Below are 24,676 nucleotides of genomic sequence, written 5' to 3'. Positions count from 1 at the left end.
CTTAGTTTCCTATGAAAGTTGATTACCTCATCATCGGACAGGGGCTCGCGGGCAGTTTGTTGGTTCATGAATTGCAGAAAGCCGGCAAAAGCTGTTTTGTGCTCGACGATCCCAAGCAAATAAAAGCCTCGGAGGTAGCTGCGGGCGTGGTAAATCCGGTAGTTTTCCGGCGGCTCACCAAAAGCTGGCTCATCGATGAGTTGTATCCCCAATTGTTGGAAACCTATGCCGAACTGGAAAAACGCTTCGGGGTGAAGTTGTTTTATCCTTTGCAGATCAAAAAGATTTTTGGGAAAGGCGAAGTGGAGTTTTGGCAGAAGAAATGGGCAGAAAACGATTTGCAAACTTATCTGGAAGCGAAGCCGGACAAACAGAAACACCCTTTTATTGAAGCTGATTTCGGAATGGGGATAGTCGCGCAAAGTGGCCGGATCGATTTGAAACAACTGGTTGAAAAAACGAGGCCCCATTTAAAAGAAAAACAACTCATTCGGTTTGAAAAATTCAATTTTGAAACCTTGAAACTGAACAAAACCCAGGTATGCTATCAGGATATTTGTGCCGAAAAAGTTTTGTTTTGCGAAGGGCATGCCGTTTCCGAAAATCCATTTTTTGAGCGGCTTCGTTTCCGGCATACCAAAGGCGAAGTGCTTCGAATTAAAACCGAAAATTACGACAGCAACTTCATTCTAAACAAAGCCATGTTCCTGATGCCCGAGGGTCAACAGCTTTACCGGCTGGGCGCCACCTACGATTGGGACGATCATTCGCTTGAAACCACCAGCCAGGCCCGGCAGGAGCTACAGGAAAAGCTCGCTGCTGTTTTCACCGACCAATACCAAGTGGTGGATCAGCAAGCCGGCATCCGCCCCACCACACACGATCGGCGCCCGGTTATCGGACTGCATCCAGAGCATCCACAAGTGGGAATTTTCAACGGACTCGGCTCGAAAGGCGCCATGCTTGGCCCTTACTTTGCCCGGCAATTTGCCGCCTTCCTTTGCGGCAAAATCAAGCAGCTGCACCCCGAAGTCACCATTAGCCGCTACTTCAACAATGACAAAGACAGCTAAACTGCCAATACCCGGCAAAACCCTTTGTTTCAATCGAAATGTTTTCTTTACCTTAGTCTGAAAATATTTCTAAGCTATTCAATGAAATTTTTAAACATGAACAAACAAGCTTTCATTTTATTGACCATGGCGGCCGCGCTATTCTCCTGTGCGCCCAAAGAACCAACTGATTTAACTCAGAACACCGTCATTCCCAAGCCTGTTTTGGTAACGGCAACCGGAAATTCGTTTCAACTAAACGATGAAACCGGTATTTTTGTCAATCGCGACGAGCTGAGTTCAACAGCCGCTTATTTAAGCGAAAAACTGAACCCCGCGACGGGCTTCGAACTGGCCGTTCAAACCGCAGACGAAGCGCCCACCAGCGGGATTTTCCTCACCCTGGGGCATGATCCGGAACTGGGCGACGAAGGTTACGAACTGCTGATTGATAAAAAACTGCTGACTGTACGGGCCAACCAGCCGGCCGGGATCTTCCGCGGCATACAAACCATCCGGCAACTTTTACCGGCTGCCATCGAAAACAAGACGGTCCAGGAAATGGACTGGACGATTCCGACGGGTACCATCCGCGATTTTCCGGAATACGAATACCGCGGAACCATGCTCGATGTCGCGCGTCACTTTTTGGGCGTTGATGATGTGAAACATTACCTCGACCTGATGGCCTACTACAAGTTCAACGTCATGCACCTGCATTTGTCCGACGACCAGGGTTGGCGTATAGAAATCAAATCGTGGCCCAAGCTGACCGAAATTGGCGGAAGCACGGAAGTGGGTGGCGGCGAAGGCGGCTTTTTCACCCAGGAACAATACACCGAACTGGTGAATTACGCGGCGGAACGTTTCATTACCATTGTCCCCGAAATTGATATGCCCGGCCACACCAACGCCGCGCTGGCTTCGTACCCGGAGCTCAACTGCGACGGCAAGGCACCCGAGCTTTATACCGGAACTGAAGTTGGGTTCAGCACCTTGTGCACCGACAAGGAAATCACCTACCAATTTGTGGACGATGTGATTCGCGAGCTGGCCGAGATCACGCCTGGCCCTTACATCCACATTGGTGGCGACGAATCGCACGTCACCAAGCTGGAAGATTACATTCCGTTTATTGAACGGGTGCAGGACATTGTTTACTCCTACGAAAAAACGATGATTGGCTGGGACGAGGTGACCTTGGCCAAGCTGGACCAGCGCAGCATTGCACAATATTGGGCAAGTGCCGAAAATGCCAAAAATGCCGTTGATCAGGGCGTGAAGGTCATCATGTCGCCGGCGGCCAAAGCTTACCTCGACATGCAGTACGACTCCATTTCGCCACTGGGCTTGCACTGGGCTGGTTATATTGAAGTGGACACCGGCTACAACTGGGATCCGGCGACCTACAACGAGAGTATTGGGCGCGAGAACATTCTGGGCATTGAAGCGCCCCTGTGGACCGAAACCGTGACCAACCGCTCGGATATGGAATACCTGGTATTCCCTCGATTGGCAGGTTACGCCGAAATAGGCTGGTCTCCCGCCAATGGACGTAACTGGGACGATTACAAACTGCGTCTGTCCTCGCACGGCAACATCTACGACAGCTGGGGAATCAACTACTACCGTTCGACGCGGGTTCCGTGGCAAGAGTAAAAAACGATAGGCAAAAGGCTGTCCAAAAAGGGCAGCCTTTTTTTTACTTCGCTATTCCCCCACACGCTTTGCTGATCTTCGTCGCGTTCCCAACCAATCAACTATCCTGACACAGTCTCCTTTTGCGGCAGCCCGGCTCCTGTTTGAAAAATACTCGCCTTGTTTGAAAAAAGTCTTCCCTTTTAAATTTGAAACTGGCCCTGTTAAAGAGTAATCCGTCCTGTTAGTTCGCGGAGCTCCCGGTAAAAAAAAATGCTTCCCTGCTGAATTTTGAGTTCGTCCTGTTGGCTTTGGAGCTTCCCTGTTAAAAAAATCTGTCGCCCTGTTCAACAGGACGGCACCAAACTTAACAGGGCGAAAAAAAATATGAACAGGACGGGGAAAATTGCAACAGGGAAGCAAAAATATTAACAGTACGGCTGGAAACCCAACAGGGCGGTTAAAAACTTAACAGGGAAGACACAAACTTAACTGGATGAAATTAAATTTAACACCGTGAAAAACCCAATAACCGGCACGGACAAAATTTGACAGGACTGAAGATGATCAAGCGGACGGTCAAAATTTGAAACTTTCTTCGCCCAAAGACGCTATTGAGAAATTGACCAGAAAGCCCAATCTCACCATCCGCCTGCCGTTCTTGAAATCCCGACTGCGCCGGGACTCCATTCGGTCGCTTGGAATCTGGAATTTTTTTTTTCGCGCAAAGCCGCTATCTCAAGAGGGGTCAGCACACAAGCCTCTGCCGTTTTGGAATTTGTCCGCCAGCTGGCGGATGGAACTTGGAATTTCAAAATGTCATTTTACTTCGAAGTCGAACATCTTTCGCCCTTCCAAAAAGCCTTCCAGCCGGTCGCCAATGGCTACCGGTCCCACACCAGCTGGCGTTCCGGTATAAATCAGGTCCCCTATTTTCAGCGTAAAATACTTCGACACCTGGCTGATCAGCTCATCAATGGGGAAAAGCATGTAAGCCGAATCTCCGTTTTGCACCAGCTGCCCGTTTTTCTTCAGTTGAAATTTGATGGAATTCAATTCCGGCAATTCCGCTTTCGCAATAAATTCCGAAGATATAACCGCCGATCGGTCAAAGGCTTTGGCTTTCTCCCACGGCAAACCTTTTTCCTTCAATTTATTCTGCAGGTCGCGGGCCGTAAAGTCAATGCCCAGGCCAATTTCGTCGTAGTAGCGATTGGCAAAGCGTGCCTCAATATTTTTCCCGAGCCGGTTGATGCGCACAATCAACTCGCATTCGTAATGCACATCCTGACTAAAATCGGGGATGTAAAAAGCATCGTTGTTGCGCAGTAAGGCTGAATCCGGCTTCATAAAAATGACCGGTTCGCCCGGCATCTCATTGTTCAGCTCGCGAACATGCTCGCTGTAATTTCGTCCAATACAAATGATTTTCATACCATTTAGTTTCGTGTTTCGAGTTTAAAGTTGTCCGCACCTAATGACCAATTATCCCATAACTAATTTGAGTTCCAAGTTTCATCCGCCAGCTAGCGGACAAATTCCAAGTTGTCCAACCAATGTCACGAGTTGTTGACATCCAGTATTCAGCTATCACGATTAATGACTATCGAATGACTATCAATGACTAATGACCAATGCGTTATGGGCGGTGAGTCTCGAGTATTGTTGACATTCTACTCGTAACTCGCCACTCTAGACCGCTTTATTCCTTCATCCGCAGCTTAATAGCCGTCAATACTTTTTTGGTGTACAGGGGAAACTCGCTGTTGATTATCCAGCCAAAATAGCCGGGCTGCTCGCGCAGTACTTTTTCAACCGGCACCCCTTTGTTCTTACCAAAATTGAAGACTTCAACCCCATTTTCATCATAAACAATCCGCCCAACAAAATCTACGTTGCGGTCGTACGATGAAAACTCACTCAAGGCGTTCACATCATTTTTTATCGGCGTCGTTTTTACACCTTTGTTGTCTTCATATTCGGCTTCTTTATAAACATCCAACTGGGCTTTCAGCACATCGTAGGTGGCTTTGGTATCGGCCATGGCGCTGTGCGCATCCACCAGTTCCTGCTGGCAATAAAACTTGTAGGCAGCCGCGAGGGTCCGCTTTTCCATCTTATGAAAAATCGCCTGTACATCGACAAACTTGCGCTTTTTGAAATCAATATCGACCCCAACCCGCAGAAACTCTTCGGCCAGCAAAGGAATATCGAATCGATTCGAATTGAAGCCTGCCAAATCAGCGCCTTCCAAAAAGTTAGCCAGTGTTTTGGCGACCTCTTTAAATGTTGGGGCATCTTTCACATCTTCATCGTAAATTCCATGAATTAAGCTGACATGCTCCGGGATTGGCATTTCGGGATTAATCCGGAGATCCTTCTCTTCCTCTCTCCCGTCAGGGTGAATCTTCAGCAGGGCTATTTCAACAATACGATCGGTGACAATATTAATTCCGGTGGTTTCAAGATCGAGGAAAACAAGCGGATTTCTCAAATTCAAGTTCATCTTTTTATTTTTTGGAATGCTGAAAACAAAAAAACCTAACAAAACAGATCTTGTTAGGTTTTCAGCAATTTATTCAGTTACAATTTACGCATTAATCATCATGGGCATTAACAACATTAACACGTCTTCTTCATCAAAATCTTTTTCAGCCGGAAGCAAAAGACCGGCCCGTGTTGGATCCGACAGTTCGACCCGAACATCGGAAGTGGATAAGTTGGCCAGAATTTCGAGCAGGAAAGTGGATTTAAAACCAATTTCAATCTCATCACCTTCATACTGGCACTTCAAGCGTTCAACCGCCGAAATGGAGAAATCGACATCCTGAGCCGAAACTACCAACTGGTTATCATCGATATGCAGCTTGACCAAATTGCTGGCTTGGTTGGCAAATACCGACACCCGCTTGATGGTGTTGTACAATTCAAGACGGTCAACCGTCATTTTGTTGGAGTTGTTACTTGGAATAACCGAGTTGTAGCTCGGGTAATTTCCCTCAACCAGACGGCAAATCAGTTTGTAATTGCTGAGTGTAAAAAAGGCGTTCTTGTCATCAAACTGAAGCTTCACGTCAAACTCTTCCTTCGGCAACAAGTTTTTCAACAAGGCAGCCGGTTTTTTTGGTAGAATGAATGAAGATTCAATCTCAGCTTTGGCATCGCTCCGCCGGTAACGAACCAACTTGTGGGCGTCGGAAGCGACGAAAGTCAGATCTTCAGCTCCCAGCTCGACGAAAATTCCATTCATCACCGGGCGCAGTTCATCATCGGCCGTTGCAAACAGGGTTTTCGCAATCCCGTTTTGCAAAACATCGTGGTTGACCTCGATGGTAGCCGCCGCTTCTTCTTTCAGCTCGGGCAATGCCGGAAAATCTTCGCCATTTTGTCCAACAATGCTAAACTTACCATTCTCTGAATAGATGTCAATGGCCGATGTTTCGCCATTAATCTGGAAGGTCAGCGGTTGCTCCGGAAACTCTTTCAAGGTATCATTGAGCAGTTTTGCCGGAACAGCAACATCTCCATTACCTTCCGTATTATCCAAATCGAGACTGGTAATGAGCGTTGACTCTAAATCCGAAGCCGTAATCGTTAACCGATTATCTTCCAGCTGAAATAAATAGTTATCCAAGATGGGCAATGTATTTTTCGAACTAATCACCTTACTGATGGCATTCAGATGACTCAGCAACTCGGTACTGGAAACAACAAATTTCATAGGTCTATTTTATTTTTTTTTGATCTTTCTCGTGTGCTTTTGCGGATCGATTTTTTAGCACAATGTTACGAATATACAAACTTTGCTTTTTCTAACCTATCCTTTGCCTTCACATTTTATACAAAGAAATTAACGGCCATACTTCCGGATTCGGATCCAGTTGAATATCAAGCCCAACAAGGAAATGAACAACAGCGGAGCCACCACATTCAACAACTGCCAAAACAAGCGCTGCTCGCGGATTTGAACCTTATCGAGCAGCCGGACTTGAAAGGCCTGCGAACGGAGCGACATGATTCCGGATCCGTCGCATAAGTATGTGAGGGCATTCAGCAAAAATTCCTTGTTGCCAAAGGTTTGTTGCGAGTAACGATCGTAGCCCAGCGGCAAAATCTGGGTTTGCCCCTCGCGCCGCGAAACCTGATTAGCAATCAGGCTTCCATCAGCCAAAACAATCATCTTTGCAGGCTGCGACTGGCTCAATACTTCAAGCTCGTTCGTGTTGAAATCGTCCAGCATCCGGTTTTGAAAGACAGAAGAAAACTGGCCTTCGAGTAAAACACCAATCATCAGCGCCTGCTCATTAAACAGGCTGCGGGCCGGCGGCTGGTCGATGCTTTGCAAGCTCACCTCCAAAGGCGTTTGAATACTGCGCGAGTAATTGGAAGTATGCAGAATAACTGATTTATGAATGGCCGGATTGCTGCCTACCGTATCAATTGTGCTCGCAAATTCTCCTTTCACAGCATTCAGATGGCGACTCAATACATGGTTCTCGGCCGGACGCAGCAAGGGCGAATAGTACCAGGGAGCCGGTGTATATTTTGGCGGACTGCCCACCGGCGCGGTATTCACCGGAATCATCAAACATTCCACATCCTGAATCAGTGTGCTGTTGATGCGAACGCCGTATCGGAATAGCTGATCATTCAAATTCAAATCGCGCGGAAAAGCAATGGTGGTTTCGCCCCGGCTTAGGCTGTCCAGGCTGACTTGCACCGGATCAACCAGCCAAAGCAAGTTGCCGCCCCGCATCAGGTATTGGTCAATATAAAATTTGTCTTGCTCCGAAAAAGGCCGGGAAGGATCAGCAATCACCAAAGCATCGGGCTGCGCACCGTTTTGATTCAGTTCCCGGGCATACACATCGGTCACTTCAAAATTTTCGGACAAACCGGCGCGAATATCCCGGGTTTCAGGTTCACCCAATTCGCCATGCCCACCCAGAAAAGCGACCGTTGGCCTCGAATCGTCGAGCAGGACTTTCAGGGCGCGCATCAACTCAAACTCCAGCGTTTCAACCGAGTGGTTCAGGTTGTTTTCAGCAGTAACCGATGGGTTATTTTTCAGCAGATTGATCCCCAAATCGTAATCTTTGTATTTGATGACCGCTCCCGGAAGAATTAGTTTTGTGACGGTTCCTTCGTCGCGCTGCAATCGCAAATCGGTGGGTTTTAAGCCCAGCGAAACCAGCCGATCGAACAACTGGTTTTGCTCGTCCGAGTTGCTCACGATTTTATAGGGATCAATCAATTCGTAATGAATCCGGTAATCCGCATACGCGTTGATGTCCTGTATTTTTTCGACCAAAGCCTGCTGCAACTTTCGAAATCCCGGCGGCAATTCCCCCTCCAGAAAAACATCGACTTTGATTGGCGCATCCAATTGTTGAATCAGCTGCTTCGAAATAGGCGAAAGGCTGTATCGCTTTTCCGCGGTGAGGTCGATGCGAAAAAACCAGGCGTCCGACAAAAAGCTCAGTAATACTAAGCCGCAAACCAGCATGCCCAGCTTTTTGAGCTGCTGCTTCCATAGCTTTTGTTGCTGTTGCAGAAAAATACTGGTCAGCACCAAAAAGAAGAAGCTGATGGCTAAAAAATAAATCAAATCGCGCGAATCGACCACTCCCCGGCTTATGGATAAATAATGTTCGTTGATTCCCAGCCGGATGAGCAGAGCGGAGAAAGCAGGCGACCAGTTTAACGAAGCCGCAAACTCAAATCCCAGGTAAGCCAAAAAGGAAAAGAACAGGGCCGCCACAAAAGCCAGCACGGGGTTGTCGGTGATGGCCGAAGCCAGCAAGCCGATGGACACGTAAGCCGCAGCCAGGCAAAACAAGCCAATAAACGAGCCCCAGGCAGCACCCGAATCCCAGTTGCCAACCGGGCTCCCCAAGCTGTAAACAGAATAGAAATAAACCAAGGTAGGAAGCAAACACAACAGCACCAACACCAGTCCGGCCAAATATTTGGCGCAAACCAGCTGAAAGTTCGACAGTGGTCGGGTGACTAAAATCTCCAGCGTACCTGATCGCTTTTCCTCGGCAAACAAGCGCATGGTGAGCGCCGGGACGAGGAACAAAAAAACCCAGGGCGCCAGCGAAAAGTAACTGTCCAGCGCGGCATAGCCATTGTCAAGGATGTTGTAATTGCCGGGGAAAACCCACAGGAACAAGCCATTGGCAATTAAAAAAACAAAGGCAACCAAATAGCCTGTGAGGGAACCAAAAAAGGTGGTGATTTCTTTTCGAAATAAACTATACATGTTTGCTTTCGCTTTTTGATGAAACGAAGATAGAAAAAGAACCCTTTGCGCGAAACTTGCCCAGACTAATTTTCAAACTGATGGGCCAATCAGGTCTTGTGGAACAATTTCATCGCGGACACACTGATGACACCTGCTTCTTCCCCGCGACTTTCAGTTGGAGCTGGCACATTCGCCGATAAAGGACTCCTCTCCGGAATGATCAACGATAGTTGTAATCTACCGATGTCCATAACAATACGGACGAAAAAATTGCACATGATTCAATATCGATGTATTTTTACACCAAACCGAAAAGTTATGGCAAGACAAAGTATCTCATTTACAAAACCAAATGAAGAATGGTTAAAAGCACAAGTTGACAGTGAGGAGTATTCCAGCAAAAGTGAACTTGTGAATGACCTGATCAGACAGGCTCGGAAACAACAGGCCCAGGTCGATTGGATTCGAGCAAAACTGAATCGATCTGAAGCTGGTGGATTTACGAATGAAACCAAAGAGCAAATTTTAAAACAATCAAAGTCCTCGATTAATGGCTAAGTACAGATTGAGCAATGAGGCCAGGGATGACTTGATGCGAATTCATCGTTACGGAGTTGAAACGTTTGGAATGGCCCAAGCAGACAAATACTTTAATACGTTTTTTGACTACTTTGACATGATTGCTCAACAACCATTCTCGTTTGAATTAGTCGACTATATAAAAGAAGGATATCGACGATGCGTTTGTGGCGTTGACAGCATCTATTACAGAATAGAGAATGATACCGTTGAAATAATGGCCATTATTGGACGACAAGATTTAAATGGCCTCTTATAGCCATTTCAACAACCGAAAGAAATCATGCAAGATCAGTTCTTTCCACCCAATTTCTCAATCATCGCGGAAGCCGCGCGGGCCGATGCGCCGGGTTCGCCCAACTGCTGGCGCAACTCGTCGTAACTTTCCCTGATTTGTTTTTTGTAAGTCGCATCATTCAAAATCAGGCTCAATTCCTGACGGATATTTTTGACCGTACAATTGTGCTGCAGCAATTCTTTTACGGCCGTCCGTCTCAAAATCAGGTTCACCAGCGACACCCAGACGATTTTCACAAAATGCTTGCCCAGCCAGTAAAACAAGGCACCACCATCCATCCGGTAGCAAACTATTTGCGGACAACGCAAAATGCCGGCTTCCAAACTCACGGTGCCCGAGGCCAGCACGGCCACTTCGGCTTGTTGCATCACTTCGTAGCTTTTGTTGTGCAGCAGCCTGGCCGCCGGATAATCAGCCAGCAGCCTTTCGTAAACCGATTGATCGATATTGGGAGCGGCGGTGACCACCGCCTGATAATTGGAGAAAGCAGCAGCCGCTTCGAGCATGGGTGGCAGCAAAGACTTGATTTCCTGCAAACGGCTACCTGGCAACAAAGCGATGATGGGCTGATCGGGCAAGTGATTCTCCTTCACGAATGATTGAAAGTCGACTTTGGGCGGCTTACTCATCACCTCATCCAAAACCGGATTACCCACATAGTTCACCTCATAATCCAACTCCTTATAAAATTCCGTTTCAAAAGGAAGAATGGTAAACATCTCGTCGACAAACGCTTTAATCTTTTTAATGCGGTGCTTCTTCCAAATCCATATTTTGGGCGAAATATAATAGAACACCCGGATGCCATGCTTTTTGGCAAACTCAGCCATGCGCAGGTTAAAGCCCGGATAATCCACCAATACCAACACGTCGGGTTGAAAATCCAGCAAGTCTTCTTCGCAGGTTTTAAAGTTCTGCTTAATCTTCTTCAGGTTCATCAAAACCGGCAAGAAGCCCATAAAGGCCATTTCGCGGTAATGCCGGGTGAGCTGCATGCCTGCCTTCTCCATCCGTTCGCCGCCAAAACCCCGAAGCTCAGCGCCTTTGTCCTGCCTTACAATTTCCGCAATCAGGTTGGAGGCATGCAAATCGCCCGAAGCTTCACCCGCTATAAAATAATACTTCATGAATTAAAGCACTTTGGAAATGACCACAAAAAAAGCGTACAGAAAAGTCGCCATCAACACGCCACGCGCTGCCAGGTCGTATTTCATACGAATAAAATAAAGAAACAGCAGCAAGTTGGGCAACACACAAAGGGTAAGCAACTTGATCAGCATAAAAAAGCGCCACAGGTTTTGCACGTACTCCCAAAAACCAACTTCGTTGTAACGTGCCAGATACATGGCCAAAAACATGACCAATGGCAAAAGCAAGCCCGGCAAAAAGCCAAACCTCATTTTGTTGATATTTCTTTTTGACCTGCGCATACTAAAATTTCCAGGTTTTCATTTGTTCAAAAGTTTCCTGGCAAGTCATATCCACATTGACCGGAACCACCGAAACAAACTGGTTGTCCAACGCATGCATATCGGTTCCCTCCTTGTCGGGCTCAAAATTCTTGAAATAGCCAGCCAGCCAATAGTATTCGCGCTGATGCGGATCGGTGCGCTTTTCCAGCTCCTCCACCCACTTGCCCGCTGTTTGGCGGCAAACCTGTATGCCTTCAATACTTCCCTTCGGAATATTAACATTTAAACAAACGAAGGGCGGCAGGCCTTGTTCGACCACCGACTGAAATACGCGGGCCACCCACATTTTCGCTTTCGAAAAATCGGCATCGGGCGAATAATCGCACAGCGAAAATCCGATGGACGGCACGCCATGCAAGCAACCTTCAATGGCCGCACCCATGGTGCCGGAATACACCACACTGATGGACGAATTGGCGCCGTGGTTGATGCCCGAGATTACAAAGTCGGGCAGGCGGTCAACCAAATGATTGAAGCCCAGTTTCACACAATCCACCGGCGTACCGCTGCATTTGTAGGCTACGTAGCCATCTTCCTCTTCGACTTTTGCGGCACGCAACGGCTTATCCACCGAAATGGCGTTCGACATGCCCGACATGGCCATTTCGGGCGCCACCACCACCACATCGCCAAACAGGCGCATCACTTCAGCAAGTTCCTTTAATCCTTTGGCCTGAATGCCATCGTCGTTGGTAATAAAAATTAGCGGACGCTCTTTCATTGTACTGACTATTTTTTTTTGCGAAACACAAAGATAAACTTCTCCGGCTGATTGGCTCATAATATCATCGGCATTTTTCGGACAAAGCAACTCTCGCTCCCGTTGATTTGCATCCCCCTGATTCAAAGCACCTGGTGAAGATTTGCAATCTTTACCCATTTCACTCGCGATCTGTGATCCGAATCAACTTTCCGACAATATGTTCGCTAACATAAAAACCAACGCAACCGGTTGGTAACTTAGTCCATCTACTTTCCAATTGCGATTATTAAAAGGGACAATAAACCAAATATTGAACCTTTAAAACCAAAAACAATGAAACCACAACCACCTTAAAACTTTCCGCGACGAACCGGGCAACCCAGTAAAATTTTAATTGTAAAAACTCTAAAACTTATACAAATGAAAACAGCTATTTTGAAAATTAGTGTATTCCTCCTGCTCTTCAGTTTGATGGGGGCAGGGTGTGAAAAAGATGAGGAACCAGAAATTAAAGAACTCAACTACTTGAAAGTTGCAGGTTTATCCCTTCAAGGCGATACCTGTTTTATAAAAAAAGGTGAAACTAAAGATTTCAATCTTGAGATTAATAGTCAGGAAGAATTTGAAGAATATTTTGATTGCAAAATAGACTTTTCCCCTCAGATTGATTTTTCTCAATACACATTATTAGCAGGTTCTCGCATTGTTAATTGCATTTATCCTAGTCTTGTCTTACAGAAAATCCTTTTCGATGATGAAAGCAAAACAGTTCAGTTTAAGGCTCAATTTGAATACGATTCTGGATGTTATCCTTCTTTTGGTGTTATTTATTTCCATGCGTTAATCCCAAAACTAGACAACAATTATAAAGTAAGCTTCAATGTCGATATTATAACAGATGAAAAATAACGTGATGAAAAAAATGATTTTTTGCACCTCAATATTTGTATTTATCAATATTGGATTGGTTATTGCTCAATCCATTCATGATACTCTCATCGAAAATAAGGTTTTTAAAGAAGTTGATTCTAAATGGTTTGTTGCAGATAAAAAGAATCCAGAAAAATTTTATATGCTAGACCAGAATGTAATAACTATAAAATTCACCAAACAAGCTTTCATTGAGGGTGATAAAATGATGAAAATTGATTTTGATGCTAAATCAATTAGAAAAGCCCAGACTGGATATGTGGATTACGAGCTGCCACAAGGAATAGATTTTTTTGAGTTTTTAAAAAAACTAAAAACCCAAAAAGATATTGAAGACGTCGTAATTAATACAATTGGAGAATACAATACATTTACACCAGATGACCCGCATTTTAATGATCAATGGTATTTGAATAAAATATTGATGCCTGAAGTATGGGATTTTGTAGAAGGAAACTCATGTATAGTTGTTGCTATAATTGACTCTGGCACCGATTGGTTACACGAAGATATCGGAAATGGGAATGATTCCTACAACAATTTATATCATAACATACAAGAGGATATTTGGACGACAGCAACTGATCCGACAACAGGTAATGGAATAGATGATGATGGCAACGGATTCATTGATGATTGGATTGGCTGGGATTTTGAAAATCAGGATAATGATGCAAGAGCAGCAAGTAATTCTCATGGCACCCAGGTTGCTGGTATTACTTCTGCTAAAACTCATAATACTGTTGGAGTCGCAGGGGTAGGAGGCGGATTAAACAATCAAGGAATACTGTTGATGCCAATTAAGATTGGAGAATCAGCACCAATTGGAAATCTTGTTGATGATGCTATTCTATATGCAATAGATAATGGAGCTGATGTAATTCAGATGAGTTTAGGAGTAAATCAGTCAAATGCTATTGACTCGGCAATACAGGTTGCCGAAAATGCAAACATCGCAGTGGTATGTGCTTCAGCAACTAACGCGTGCGGGTCTTCCTATCCGATAAGCATGGGATATTATGTGTCAAATTGTAGAAGCTACTCATTAATAATCTCTCCCAATCCTTCAACTTCCGAAACCACCATCTCCGTCAAATCAGATTCTGAAGAACAGAGCTTTGATGAAACAGCCGAATGGGACCTGGAAGTATACAACCAGGGGCAACAGCTCAAAGCTCGTAAAATGAAGATTGGCGCAAAGCATACCACACTGAACACTTCCGGCTGGAAAGAGGGCGTGTACATTGTCCGTGCCAACTACAACGGCGAAGTGCTGACTGAAAAATTGGTGGTGAAAGAACAATAAATTTATGCCTAGCGAAACAAGTTGACCTTTGATCAAACTGATCGGATGACTCCAAAGTCATCCGATCAGTCAGCATACCGAGCTGGGCCACGGGGTTTTATTTCAAATTCCATCGGAATAAAATTTACGGCTGGCTTTTATTCCGAGACTCATAGAAGTAAAAGTTGACGGCTGACTTTCGCTTAGAAATCCATAGAAATAAAAGCTGGCGGCTGACTTTCACTTAGAAATCCATCGGAATGAAAGTCAACGGCTGACTTTCATTCAAAAACTCATAGAAGTAAAAGTTGACAGCTGACTTTCATTTAGAAACTCATAGAAGTAAAAGCTGGCGACTGATTTTCGCTTAGAAATTCTTCGGAATGAAAGTTGGCGGCTGATTTTCATTTAGAATTTCGTCGAAATAAAAGTCAACGGCTGGATTTTACTCCGAAAGCCATCGAAATGTGACGAAAGAGCCGGATTTAGGGACTTTTCCTTCGGATGAAACAATACCAAGCGAAAATTTATGTAGAAAAATCTGACCATTTGTTGCATAATTATTTTCAATCTCGTAATTTGCTTTGAAAAAAAATTAATTCAATTAACTTATCACTCTTAAAACCTTATGACATGCTAATCAAAATTATTTACTCCTATTTCACACTTGGCAATTTAACATCCCTGGCCGAAAAAATCAGACTCTATTTAGTTCAAAAATTTCCGGAACACCCCATGCTGTCCATTATTCTGGCCCAATTGCTGGTCAGCTCAGAAAAGGCACGGCAGGCGGTTGGCAGTACCACCAAGCAGGAACATACCCAGGCTGTCCGCCAGGCCGATAAACGACGCGACCACAGCTACCGTTCGTTACGCGACCATATCCGGGCTGGTATTTTGCGTCAAAACGAAGCCTACCGGGCAGCTTGCCAGGCCTTATACCCCATTTTCGAGAAGAACGACCTATTGCTGTACAACTTGGCTGATGGCGACGAAACAACAGCCATCAACAGTTTGGGCGACGACTTGTCGGGCCCCGAAGAACAGGCCCACCTGGCCACCGCCAACGCAGTGGAGTGGTTGCAGGAACTTATCGCCGATAACCAAAATTTTATATTGACAAGCCAGCAGCGTAGCGCCAACCGTACAGTCGACACAACCGTGCCCGACAAACAGGCTGCCGATCAGTTGAAAAAATCGCTCGACTTGTTGTGCAGCGCCCTGGAAACCATGCAGGCCGTTGGCGAACCCGAAGGCATTAATGAGGCGGTGAATGAAGTAAACCAGTACATTAAAGAGGCCAACGCCTCGGCCAGGCTAAGCCAGTAACACGTGGTTAGAAACAAGGAACATCTTCTATTAAAAAAAAGAGGCTGCTCGTTATACTACGGCCTCTTTTTTATCAACTTCATGGCAAATCCACTTTTGAATTTGTTATGCCTAAAATAAAACATACTCAAATGAGAAATAAATTGAACTTGTTTATGCTGGCTTTAATCCTGTGCTGTGTCGGATGCAGCCCTTCGCCGGAGGCACAGCGTCAATCGCCACACATCGCCCTGGTTGGGCTGGGCATTGAGTCGAGCACCTTTTCGCCGGCACAGACCCACGAGGATGCCTTTCATACCTGGGAGGGTGATGAGATCTTTTCGTACTACCCGTTCTTCAGCGATTCGGCGCTTTTGCAGCGTGCCCAATGGTCGCCAACAAAAATTAGCCGCGCCATTCCCGGCGGCATTGTCCCCCCCAAAACCTATGAGTCGCTGGTTGGAAAAACCCTCGACTTGCTGAAACAAAACCAGCCCTACGATGGGGTGTTTCTCGACATTCACGGTGCCATGAGCGTCGTTGGTTTGGATGATCCCGAAGGAGACTTTATTGAGCGTATCCGCGAAGTGGTGGGCTACGAAACCCTCATTTCGACCTCCATGGACTTGCATGGCAATGTATCGTGGCGCCTGGCCGAAAACTCGGACCTGATTACCTGCTACCGGCTGGCACCTCACGAAGATGCCTGGGAGTCGCGGCAACGGGCGCTTGAAAACCTGGTTGACCGGTTGGAGAGCGAAAAAGGCAAGCCAGCCTATAAAGCTTGGATCCCGGTTCCGATTTTGCTGCCGGGTGAAAAAACAAGCACCCGGATTGAGCCAGCTAAGCGCTTATATGCAGCTGTTGCTCCGGCCACAGAGCAGGAGGGTGTGATTGACGCGGCCATTTGGGTGGGTTATGCCTGGGCCGATGAGCCACGGAACCATGCTGTGGTAATGGCTTATGGCGACGACCAGCAAGCTGTGGGCGAAACAGCCGAACAGCTGGCCGAACATTTCTGGAACGTGCGAAACGAATTTTCGTTTGTAGCGCCAACAGGTACGCTGGACGAATGCCTGGATCAAGCCATTGAAAGCAAGAAAAAACCATTTTTCATCAGCGACTCGGGCGACAACCCCACCGCCGGAGGTGCCGGCGATGTGACCTGGACCCTGACCGAAGTGCTGAAACGCCCCGAGTTTAAATCTACCAGCGGCCCCTCGTTAATTTACGCTTCCATTCCCGGCCCTGAGCTGATTGAAAAGGCCGTGGAAGCCGGCATCGGTTCAAAAGTGGAAGCCCACGTAGGCGGTATTGTTGACGACCGCTATGCCCCCCCGTTATTGATTTCTGGCACCGTCCGAGCTATTGTGCAGGGCGATAAAAATGCGGAGACCGAAGTGGTGGTCCGCGTGGGTAGTGTGGATGTGATTGTCACCAAGAAACGGAAACCCTACCACACCGAAGCAGACTTTACCCGGCTGGGACTGAATCCGCGGGAAACTGACATTGTGATGGTGAAAATTGGCTACCTGGTTCCTGAACTGTACAACATGCAGGCTGACTGGCTGCTGGCGCTTACACCAGGCGGGGTTGATCAGGATTTGGAACGATTGGACTATCAGCGCATCAACCGTCCCATGTTTCCGCTTGACAAAGACATGGAAGATCCCGATCTTTCGGCTAGGTTTGTACCTGTTTCCGGACAGGACGAATAGCCGATCCAGACCAGCCAAGAGATATAGGACAATGAAAAGCTGTGTTTTTTCGCAGCAAAAATCAGCTTAATGACTAATCCCCGAGCAAACCAGCTTCATCCGGGGATTAGTTATTAAGGTTACCAGCAATAAAATTTTCCTTGCTGGTTTCACAAAGTTTGTGTTTGAATTAATTCCGGAGCAGTTTCTGTTGTTATTTACGAACCAAAAACTTATAAACTGTTTGTGAACTGAAGGTTTTTCCAGGTCGTAAAATAGTATCTGGAAAGGAAGGTATGTTGACCGAATTCGGGTAATGCTGGGTTTCGAGGCAAAAAGCGCCATTTTCGGTGTAGGGCACTCCATTCCGGCCTTTTACTTTTTCGCTCAGCCAGTTACCCGAATAAAATACCATCCCCGGCTCGGTGGTGTAAACTTCCATTTCCCTGCCACTTAGCGGCTCTAAAGCTCTCGCCGCCAGCGCTAATTCCCCAGTCTGATTACGCAATACAAAAGTTACGTCGTAGCCGTTGGTGTATTGCTGCACTTGTTCTATGTCCTCGCCAATCGTTTTTGGCGAAGTAAAATCAAAAGGCGTCTGTTTGACGTCCAAAATTGTTCCGGTCACCATGCTGCCATCGCCGTATTCCAGGTAATTATCGGCAAAAATGGTTAATTCCGTACTGAGTACTTTATTGTCCTTTCCGCCCGAAAGATTAAAATAGCTGTGATTGGTAAGTACAAGCGGTGTGGCTTTGTCGGTCGTTGCGTGATAATCAATCAGCAGTTCATTTTTATTGTTCAAGGCAAACGTTACAGTAACCAGCAAATTACCCGGAAAGCCTTCTTCCCCATCTTTGCTCAAATAGCTCATCTCAACGGCGACGTCGTTCTCTCCGGGTAATGCTTTGCCGCTCCAGATACGTTTGTCAAAACCTTTAACACCCCCATGAATATCAGATGAAAGTGTATATTCTTTCTCGTCGAGTGTGAATGTTTTGTTTGAAATTCGATTGGCAACGCGTCCCACTGTTGACCCCACCAACGAGTTTTGCCAACCCGCATAATGCGCGAGCGAATCAAGACCAAGCACCACACTTTGCATTTCACCATACCTATCGGGCGTTACGATATTAGTAATTGTAGCCCCATAATTAATTACCTGAACCTGCATCCCCGTTTTGTTTTGCAGGGTGTATTGGAAAATATCCTCTCCTTCGAGCTGCCCGATACATTCTTTTTTAATTGATGATTTTTTATCGGAATTCAAATTTTGAGAGAATGCCAAATTTTTTTCAATCAAAGACGACAAGAATAAAAAAAAATAGGCAGGCGAGATGCATTTTTTTCATGCTTTTGCTTTTTGTGTCATTCCGTGATAATCACAAGGTCTTTACCTTTTTTCAACGCATCATGGGCAACAAAATAACCGCTTATCGATTTTTCCCCATGCCGGATGTTGGTAATCTTTCTTCCAGAATTCTTTTTAATGATGCTGAATTTCGAATTGTTGCCCATTGTAATTTCTATTTTATCGAATAGCGGAACCGTAACAATATATTCCGGATCGGCAGGTGAAAATGGATATAATCCGAGGGCATTGAACACGTACCAAGCCGACAATCCGCCTTCGTCGTCCATGCCTGCGTATGCCAGGCCTTCCTTACCCATACTGTAATATTCTTCCATAATAATGTCTATTTTCTCCTGGCTTTTCTCTTGTTTATCGATAAAATAGTAATAATAAGCGATTCCCTGGGAAGGCTGATTCCCGACACAATACTGTCCGAAAAAACCGGTAAAGTTATCTGCCTCGTACCCCTTCCACGGAACGGTAAATAAGGAATCAAGCTTTTCTTCGAAAGCCTTCTCGCTGGGGAAAAGACCTATAACTCCTAACGGATCATGTTGAGCGAAAAAAGTTGATTGCCATCCGGTGGATTCGCGAAACATATAAACATAGTACGGGTAATCCGGATAAAAAGGTGTTACCCAGTCGCCATTATCAAATCGCCCGCGCATAAAGCGTGTCGACGGATCAAACAGATTTTTGTAATTGGATGAACGCTGCATCAACTTGTAATAATTGTCCATATCGCCCAACTCTTTGGCCAGGAGCGCTACTGCATAATCGCTGTAGGCATACTCTATCGTTTTCGAAACTGACGCCTTAGCTTCATTCTCTTCGATTTTGGTTGTGGGATTTTCAACCCGATTCTCAGCAATCCATCCTCTTTCTATATATTCGCTTAGATACTTTCTTCCACCTCTTGTTGACCCTGTGGGTGGTACGGTAGCGTTGCGCAATGCGAAATAGTAGGCACTGTCGACGTCATAATCGCAAATACCTCGCAGATACATACCCGTAATGAACGACGGGGCAAAATCACCGTGAAAACCACTAGACAAGTAACCGCTTACTTTTGCCTTTTCTATATCGGAACGGATAACATCGTTAGCTACCTCGGGTTCCAGCATCCCCATCAATACTACTTTTGACTGCCATGTGTCCCAGTAATTATTGCTGGTGTAATAATTAAATCCTTTGTTGACCACATGACCACGAGAATCAGTATATTCACCATCGACATCGCTGCGAAGTGCCGGCCACTGCAACGCTCCATACAAGCACGAGTAGAACGTCTCTTTCTGTTTTTCAGTTCCACCTGTTACCTTTATTTTCGATAAAAGGTCTTCCCATGTTTCGTCTGCTTCTTTGACAACCTGTGCGAAATTTTTGTCAATCATTTCCGCTTCTAGGTTTTTCCTCGCCTTTTCAGCACTTACAAACGAAAAACCAATTTTTAGTTCAAGCGGCTCTTTTTGGTCGGCAAAACTGACAATTGTAATTCTATCCCTGTTATGGCTGATAGAATCAATGCTTTCGATATTGTGGTTGGCCACTGCATAAAAGTATATCGCTTCACGAGATCCTTGAGAGCCGGAAAATGTATTTTCATTTTCCTGTTTAAAGGTATATTTTGTTCCGGCGCTCATATTGTTCATTCGTGACAGATTCAGTAACAATTTCTTTTCATCCTTCGGGCTAAAGGTGTATTTGTGGTAGGCACAACGCAAGGTAGTGGTCATTTCGGCATTAATGCCATAACGTTCAAGAAAAACCTGATAATAACCGGCTTTAGCCGATTCGTTTTTATGGCTGTATCCAGAATGGTAATTATCGGCTGTTATTTCTCCGGTAAATGGCAGGATGGGCACGTGTCCCAGATTCCAATGCCCCTTCGCCGTATGAAAGAATGCGAAGATGATCGTGTCTTCGTACTGATAACCTGAACCGCTGCCATACATCGTTACGGGTGTTGCCTGAATCATAGCATGTGGCAAGGTCGACCCCGGATAGCATTCCGCTCCCCATGCCCTGGTAATGCCTTGTGCCGGCCTCCTACCGGATTCAGTTAGAACAGTGCGAAATTCGGGGGAAGGACTGGGTTCGTAGCCGAGATCGATACTGTCCCAAAGCGTAGTCGTGCCATAAAATGGATTTACATAATTGGTAAGTTGCGTTTGGCTTTGCGTACAAGCCAATGCAAAAAGGATTAATAAATACAGGACAATTTTTTTAATCATGGTAGCAGTGTTTTATGCGAGTCATTTTGAATTCCCCAAATCATAGTTGTCTTCAAGATGGGTAAATCGTGCCAGAATTTCGAGCATTCCGCCATGCTCCACTAAATTATAAGTACTTCCGTTTGAAGCAAATAAACCCTTGTCGCTTTTGTCTTCCGTTAGTGCTTTGTCCAAGGCTTTCTTGAAACCCAAAATGTATTTTAAATCTTTGTGGTGTTTCAAAAGGTGCTGGTAGCCGCGCAATAAAACGGCGTTAAACCAATATCCGTCTCTGAATTGACCGTTGCCATAAAAGTATTCCAAAGAACTGTCGGCTAACTTTATTGCTTCTTTCAGGTACTTTTCATCGCCGGTAATTTCATACAAATATACATTCGATTGCAACATCGTCCCGGTATTGTATGAGTATATCGCTTTCCCAATGCTTTCATCTTCGGTTTTTATGTTGTCGTAAAACAAACCTGTAGGCGTTTGCAGCTTTTCGTTTGTCCAATTGTAAATCATCAATGCTGTATCGAGGTAAGCCTGCTTATTTGTAGCTTTGTACATTTTAAGCGCCACAATTACACCCGGACCGTTTGAGCATGTATTTTTCGATTCAAAATCATTTTCCCGCCAGTACAATCCGCCGCCTAATTTTGTATCGTAGGCAGTCATCATAAAATCGTACATTGCCTTCCCTAAATCGAGGTAGGTTGTATCTCCTGTCCGTTCGTAGATTTCCAACCCAGCAATTCCAATCCACTGGTTGTCATCGTAGTAACGTTGTCCTTTGTTGAGTTTTACAATGTATTCACCGTACCCAGGCACAGGCGGTGCAGGGTCATAATAATGCTGGATATTATTAAAAATGCCATCCACCAAATCGGCATTTTGATCTACTTTCTCAACTTCGTTTGTGGCTTCAAACATGGCGCAAAGCGCCCACAACCAGCTATATTCGCGTTTATGTCCGAATTTTGTTTCCCGTTTTGTGGGATCCAATTCTACAAAGTAATATCCCGAAATACTATCGTGAAAATTCGTTTCAATAGCTGAATGCAGATTGTGCATTTCACTTTTGTAAAAATCATCATCACTTTTCATTGAAAAACAACCCGAAAATATTATTAGTATTACAATCAGTAATAAACTACTTTTTCTTCTACAACTGCGGATCAACATATTGTTAACTAATTTATACGATTATGCTATTTGGGGTCGATTGTCATTTATAAGTTTACGAAGGGAAAAATTGTCAAAATACATTTCAAACAAGGGGTGGCCACCCCTTGCTTGAAATAATAAAAGCATTAGAATTAAAATAAACCAATAAGCAGGAGCCAAGTTGCACCCTCATGCTTTCGGGCAATAACAGAAAATGTATTTCGACATTATTAAACTCCGATTTACTTCAGTTTTTACAGTAAACCCTCTTTCCCTTCGTTCACCAGTTTCAAGACCAGTTCGCCAAACAAGGTATTGGCCCAGGCAAACCACGACCGGGTAAAATTGGCTGGATCATCTTTGTGGAATGTTTCATGCATAAAACCGGTATCAGCATCGGTGTCGCGCAAGGTGCGGATACACCAAGCAATTTCCTGATCGTCCGAGCTGGTCATGGCCCGCATAATGATACTCATGGGCCAAACCATATCGTAGCCTACGTGTGGCCCACCAATCCCTTCGGCCGCTTTTCCCTTAAAGAAATAAGGGTTGTCTTCGCTCCACACCAGCTTGCGGGTATTCTTGTAAATTTTGTCGCTTTTATCGACCAGCCCAAGGTAAGGCAGGGCCAACAGGCTCGGCACGTTGGCATCGTCCATGAAGGTGGCGTTTCCGAATCCGTCCACCTCGAAGGCATACACTTTGCCGTATTTGGGATGCTTCACAATGGCATACTCCTTAATGGCAGCTTCCACCTCATCGGCCAAACTTGAGCACTGGCTGGCAAAGGCCTGGTCGCCGGTCACATTCTGGCTGATTTCGGCCATTTGCCGCAAGGACACCACGGCAAACAAGTTGGAAGGAACCAAAAATCCGTAGGTTGTTGCATCGTCCGACGGACGGAAAGTTGAATTGATCAATCCGACAGGTTTCAATGGACGGCCGTATCCGTGATTGGAGACGGTATCCAGCTGCTGGGGTGTTTCACGTTGAAACTTGTAAGGTCCCAGGCCGTCTTTGCGTTGCTGCTCTTTAAATGTTTTGACAATTAAAGCTGCCGCCTTTTGCCAGTCGGCGTCAAAAACGCTCTTGTCTCCAGTCGTTTTCCAGTAGTTGTATGCCAGGCGAACGGCGTAACACAGCGAGTCAATTTCCCATTTGCGCTCATGTAAGCCAGGTTTCATGTCCGTCAGGTCACTCATCCAGTGTACTTCCTCTTCCTCCGTTTTGTTGAAAGCATTGGCATAACGGTCGAGCAATACGCATTGCGTTTGACGGTGGACGACCCCGGCCAGCAAGGTCTTCAACTCCTCGTCTTCGTTGGCCAAAGGCAGGTAAGGCCATACTTGCGCCGTAGAGTCGCGCAACCACATAGCATGAATGTCGCCGGTAATCACAAAGGTGTCGGGTTTGCCGTTCTTTGTGCCGCACTCAACGGTCGTGTCGAGTGTATTGGGGAAACAGTTTTCAAACATCCAGGCCAGCTTGGGATCTTTCAGCTGGGCTTTGGTTGCCGCAATGGTTTTGTCCACCGCTTTCGACGTAAAATTACGTTTCCCGATCGCCGGGCGGTTGGTTACATAACTCGCCTTGCCTGTAGCGGCAAATGCTCCGGATCCTGCAACAGCCAATCCGGCCACTGTCAAACTTCCGGTTTTCAAAAAGTCTCTTCTTGTTGTCATATCATTCAATTCAAATTCCAAGTTTCAAATTCCAAAATTCAAGTTTCGAGTTTTGAGTTTCGGGTTTAAAGTTTAAAGTTTCGGGTTTCAGGCTTCTAGCTTCTGGCATCTGGCATCCAGCATCCAGCATCTAGTATCCAGCATCCAGCATCTAGCATCCAGTATCCAGCTTTCCCCGTCAATTCCTTATTCCGTAGTAATCGTCAGCGGTTTTCCGGCCTTCAGCTCGTCGTGCGAAACGAAATAACCTTCAACCGGCTGCTCACCGATGCTTATGCCCGTCATCTTCCGGGCTGTTCCTGCTTTCTTGATGGTGAAGCTGGTTTGTTCGTCCAGGGCCACGTCAATCTGATCAAACAGCGGAACCGAAACGATGTACTCGGCATCGCCCGGCGAATAGGGATAAATGCCCATGGCCGCAAACACATACCAGGACGACATTTCACCGGCATCATCCATTCCACAGAGCGCCAGGCCGTGTTCGCCCATTCCGTAGAAATGGCTCATGATACTGTCGAGTATGGCCTGCGATTTTTCGGGCTTATCAACAAAGTGATAAAGATACGGGAAACTATGGGCAGGTTGATTTCCGTGGCAATATTGTCCGATGAAGGACGATACGTTGCGGGCAATGTAATTGCCGTTCCACGGAATGCTGAACAGCAGGTCGAGCTTTCGCTCAAACGCATCCTTGCTCTCATACAAACCGATCAATCCTTCGGTGTCGTGTGGCGCAAAAAAAGCAGACTGCCAGGCGTTGGCCTCGCGATACATGTACTCGTAATACGGATATTCGGGATTGAAATTGCTCACCCAGTCGCCATTCTCCAACTTGCCGCGCATCAATCCGGTTGAAGGGTCAAACAGGTTTTTGTAGTTTGACGTACGCTTCATCAGCATCTGGTAATCTTCTTCGCGGCTCAACTCTTTAGCCAAAAGGGCCAGCGAATAATCGTCGTAGGCATACTCCTGCGTTTTGGTCACGCCCGCTTTCGCTTTGGTTTCCACATGCGGGTTTTCCACTTCGGGCGTCGAAATGTAGCCCTTCGCG

At 45.9% G+C, this 24,676-nt stretch carries 20 protein-coding genes; 8 read left to right on the top strand and 12 right to left on the bottom strand.

Annotated elements, in window-relative coordinates:
• The first annotated feature begins 11 nt into the window (after window positions 1-11).
• Together NC99_RS08150 and NC99_RS08145 are read left to right on the top strand one after the other, a co-directional pair.
• Window positions 12-1,073, top strand: coding sequence for an NAD(P)/FAD-dependent oxidoreductase (locus NC99_RS08150; RefSeq protein ID WP_053182037.1), 1,062 nt, complete (start codon window positions 12-14; stop codon window positions 1,071-1,073).
• 96 nt (window positions 1,074-1,169) lie between these two features.
• Entirely contained in the window at window positions 1,170-2,711 is a 1,542-nt protein-coding gene (locus NC99_RS08145) for a beta-N-acetylhexosaminidase (protein ID WP_157624683.1), read from the top strand.
• A 798-nt stretch (window positions 2,712-3,509) separates the two neighbouring features.
• Here the strand turns inward: NC99_RS08145 and NC99_RS08140 are convergent.
• The 4 genes from NC99_RS08140 to gldG all read right to left on the bottom strand — a co-directional run bounded on the left by NC99_RS08140 (window position 3,510) and on the right by gldG (window position 8,955).
• On the bottom strand, window positions 3,510-4,124 hold the full coding sequence (locus NC99_RS08140; RefSeq protein WP_053182032.1) for a fumarylacetoacetate hydrolase family protein: 615 nt from the start codon (window positions 4,122-4,124) through the stop codon (window positions 3,510-3,512).
• A gap of 268 nt (window positions 4,125-4,392) precedes the next feature.
• On the bottom strand, window positions 4,393-5,196 hold the full coding sequence (locus tag NC99_RS08135) for a 3'-5' exonuclease (protein WP_053182067.1): 804 nt from the start codon (window positions 5,194-5,196) through the stop codon (window positions 4,393-4,395).
• A gap of 84 nt (window positions 5,197-5,280) precedes the next feature.
• Window positions 5,281-6,411 carry a DNA polymerase III subunit beta gene (gene dnaN / locus NC99_RS08130; RefSeq protein WP_053182029.1) on the bottom strand — a complete coding sequence of 377 codons (1,131 nt, stop codon included), beginning with the start codon at window positions 6,409-6,411 and terminating at the stop codon, window positions 5,281-5,283.
• 129 nt (window positions 6,412-6,540) lie between these two features.
• Window positions 6,541-8,955, bottom strand: coding sequence for a gliding motility-associated ABC transporter substrate-binding protein GldG (gene gldG, locus NC99_RS08125; protein WP_053182026.1), 2,415 nt, complete (start codon window positions 8,953-8,955; stop codon window positions 6,541-6,543).
• Between the two features lie 300 nt (window positions 8,956-9,255).
• Between gldG and NC99_RS08120 the strand changes: the two genes are divergently transcribed.
• Complete coding sequence (locus NC99_RS08120; protein WP_053182023.1) at window positions 9,256-9,495, top strand: ribbon-helix-helix domain-containing protein; 240 nt, start codon at window positions 9,256-9,258, stop codon at window positions 9,493-9,495.
• On the top strand, window positions 9,488-9,775 hold the full coding sequence (locus tag NC99_RS08115; RefSeq protein WP_053182019.1) for a type II toxin-antitoxin system RelE/ParE family toxin: 288 nt from the start codon (window positions 9,488-9,490) through the stop codon (window positions 9,773-9,775). Before NC99_RS08120 ends, NC99_RS08115 begins: the two co-directional genes overlap by 8 nt.
• Window positions 9,776-9,807: 32 nt before the next feature.
• Here the strand turns inward: NC99_RS08115 and lpxB are convergent, their stop codons facing one another.
• From lpxB to surE, 3 genes are read right to left on the bottom strand one after another with little or no spacing between them, the layout of a single operon-like run.
• Window positions 9,808-10,941 carry a lipid-A-disaccharide synthase gene (gene lpxB / locus NC99_RS08110; protein ID WP_053182016.1) on the bottom strand — a complete coding sequence of 378 codons (1,134 nt, stop codon included), beginning with the start codon at window positions 10,939-10,941 and terminating at the stop codon, window positions 9,808-9,810.
• A 3-nt stretch (window positions 10,942-10,944) separates the two neighbouring features.
• Entirely contained in the window at window positions 10,945-11,214 is a 270-nt protein-coding gene (locus tag NC99_RS08105; protein WP_157624681.1) for a hypothetical protein, read from the bottom strand.
• A 31-nt stretch (window positions 11,215-11,245) separates the two neighbouring features.
• A complete protein-coding gene (gene surE, locus NC99_RS08100; RefSeq protein WP_053182063.1) occupies window positions 11,246-12,007 on the bottom strand; it encodes a 5'/3'-nucleotidase SurE in 762 nt (253 codons plus the stop codon).
• A gap of 402 nt (window positions 12,008-12,409) precedes the next feature.
• Between surE and NC99_RS08095 the strand changes: the two genes are divergently transcribed.
• The 4 genes from NC99_RS08095 (at window position 12,410) to NC99_RS08080 (ending at window position 17,230) form a co-directional block, all read left to right on the top strand.
• Window positions 12,410-12,898 carry a hypothetical protein gene (locus tag NC99_RS08095; RefSeq protein ID WP_053182010.1) on the top strand — a complete coding sequence of 163 codons (489 nt, stop codon included), beginning with the start codon at window positions 12,410-12,412 and terminating at the stop codon, window positions 12,896-12,898.
• 4 nt (window positions 12,899-12,902) lie between these two features.
• Window positions 12,903-14,225 carry a S8 family serine peptidase gene (locus NC99_RS08090; protein ID WP_162231181.1) on the top strand — a complete coding sequence of 441 codons (1,323 nt, stop codon included), beginning with the start codon at window positions 12,903-12,905 and terminating at the stop codon, window positions 14,223-14,225.
• A gap of 612 nt (window positions 14,226-14,837) precedes the next feature.
• On the top strand, window positions 14,838-15,533 hold the full coding sequence (locus NC99_RS08085; RefSeq protein WP_053182006.1) for a DUF6261 family protein: 696 nt from the start codon (window positions 14,838-14,840) through the stop codon (window positions 15,531-15,533).
• Between the two features lie 131 nt (window positions 15,534-15,664).
• The gene (locus NC99_RS08080) at window positions 15,665-17,230 is read left to right on the top strand and encodes a M81 family metallopeptidase (protein WP_053182003.1); all 1,566 of its coding nucleotides are present in this window, start codon (window positions 15,665-15,667) and stop codon (window positions 17,228-17,230) included.
• Window positions 17,231-17,423: 193 nt separating this feature from the next.
• Here the strand turns inward: NC99_RS08080 and NC99_RS08075 are convergent, their stop codons facing one another.
• The 5 genes from NC99_RS08075 to NC99_RS08055 form a co-directional block, all read right to left on the bottom strand.
• A complete protein-coding gene (locus tag NC99_RS08075) occupies window positions 17,424-18,479 on the bottom strand; it encodes an aldose epimerase family protein (RefSeq protein ID WP_157624679.1) in 1,056 nt (351 codons plus the stop codon).
• 98 nt (window positions 18,480-18,577) lie between these two features.
• A complete protein-coding gene (locus NC99_RS08070) occupies window positions 18,578-20,797 on the bottom strand; it encodes a GH92 family glycosyl hydrolase (protein WP_053181997.1) in 2,220 nt (739 codons plus the stop codon).
• A gap of 21 nt (window positions 20,798-20,818) precedes the next feature.
• Entirely contained in the window at window positions 20,819-21,850 is a 1,032-nt protein-coding gene (locus tag NC99_RS08065) for a glycoside hydrolase family 76 protein (protein WP_162231180.1), read from the bottom strand.
• A gap of 347 nt (window positions 21,851-22,197) precedes the next feature.
• Window positions 22,198-23,625, bottom strand: a complete 1,428-nt coding sequence (locus tag NC99_RS08060; protein ID WP_053182060.1) for a glycoside hydrolase family 125 protein — start codon at window positions 23,623-23,625, stop codon at window positions 22,198-22,200.
• Window positions 23,626-23,811: 186 nt separating this feature from the next.
• A partial coding sequence (locus NC99_RS08055; RefSeq protein WP_162231179.1) for a glycoside hydrolase domain-containing protein occupies window positions 23,812-24,676 on the bottom strand: 865 nt, incomplete at its 5' end.

This window comes from Sunxiuqinia dokdonensis (assembly GCF_001270965.1).
Taxonomy (GTDB): domain Bacteria; phylum Bacteroidota; class Bacteroidia; order Bacteroidales; family Prolixibacteraceae; genus Sunxiuqinia; species Sunxiuqinia dokdonensis.
Note: the sequence above shows the minus strand (reverse complement) of the source record. Positions and strands in the feature narration are given on the sequence as shown.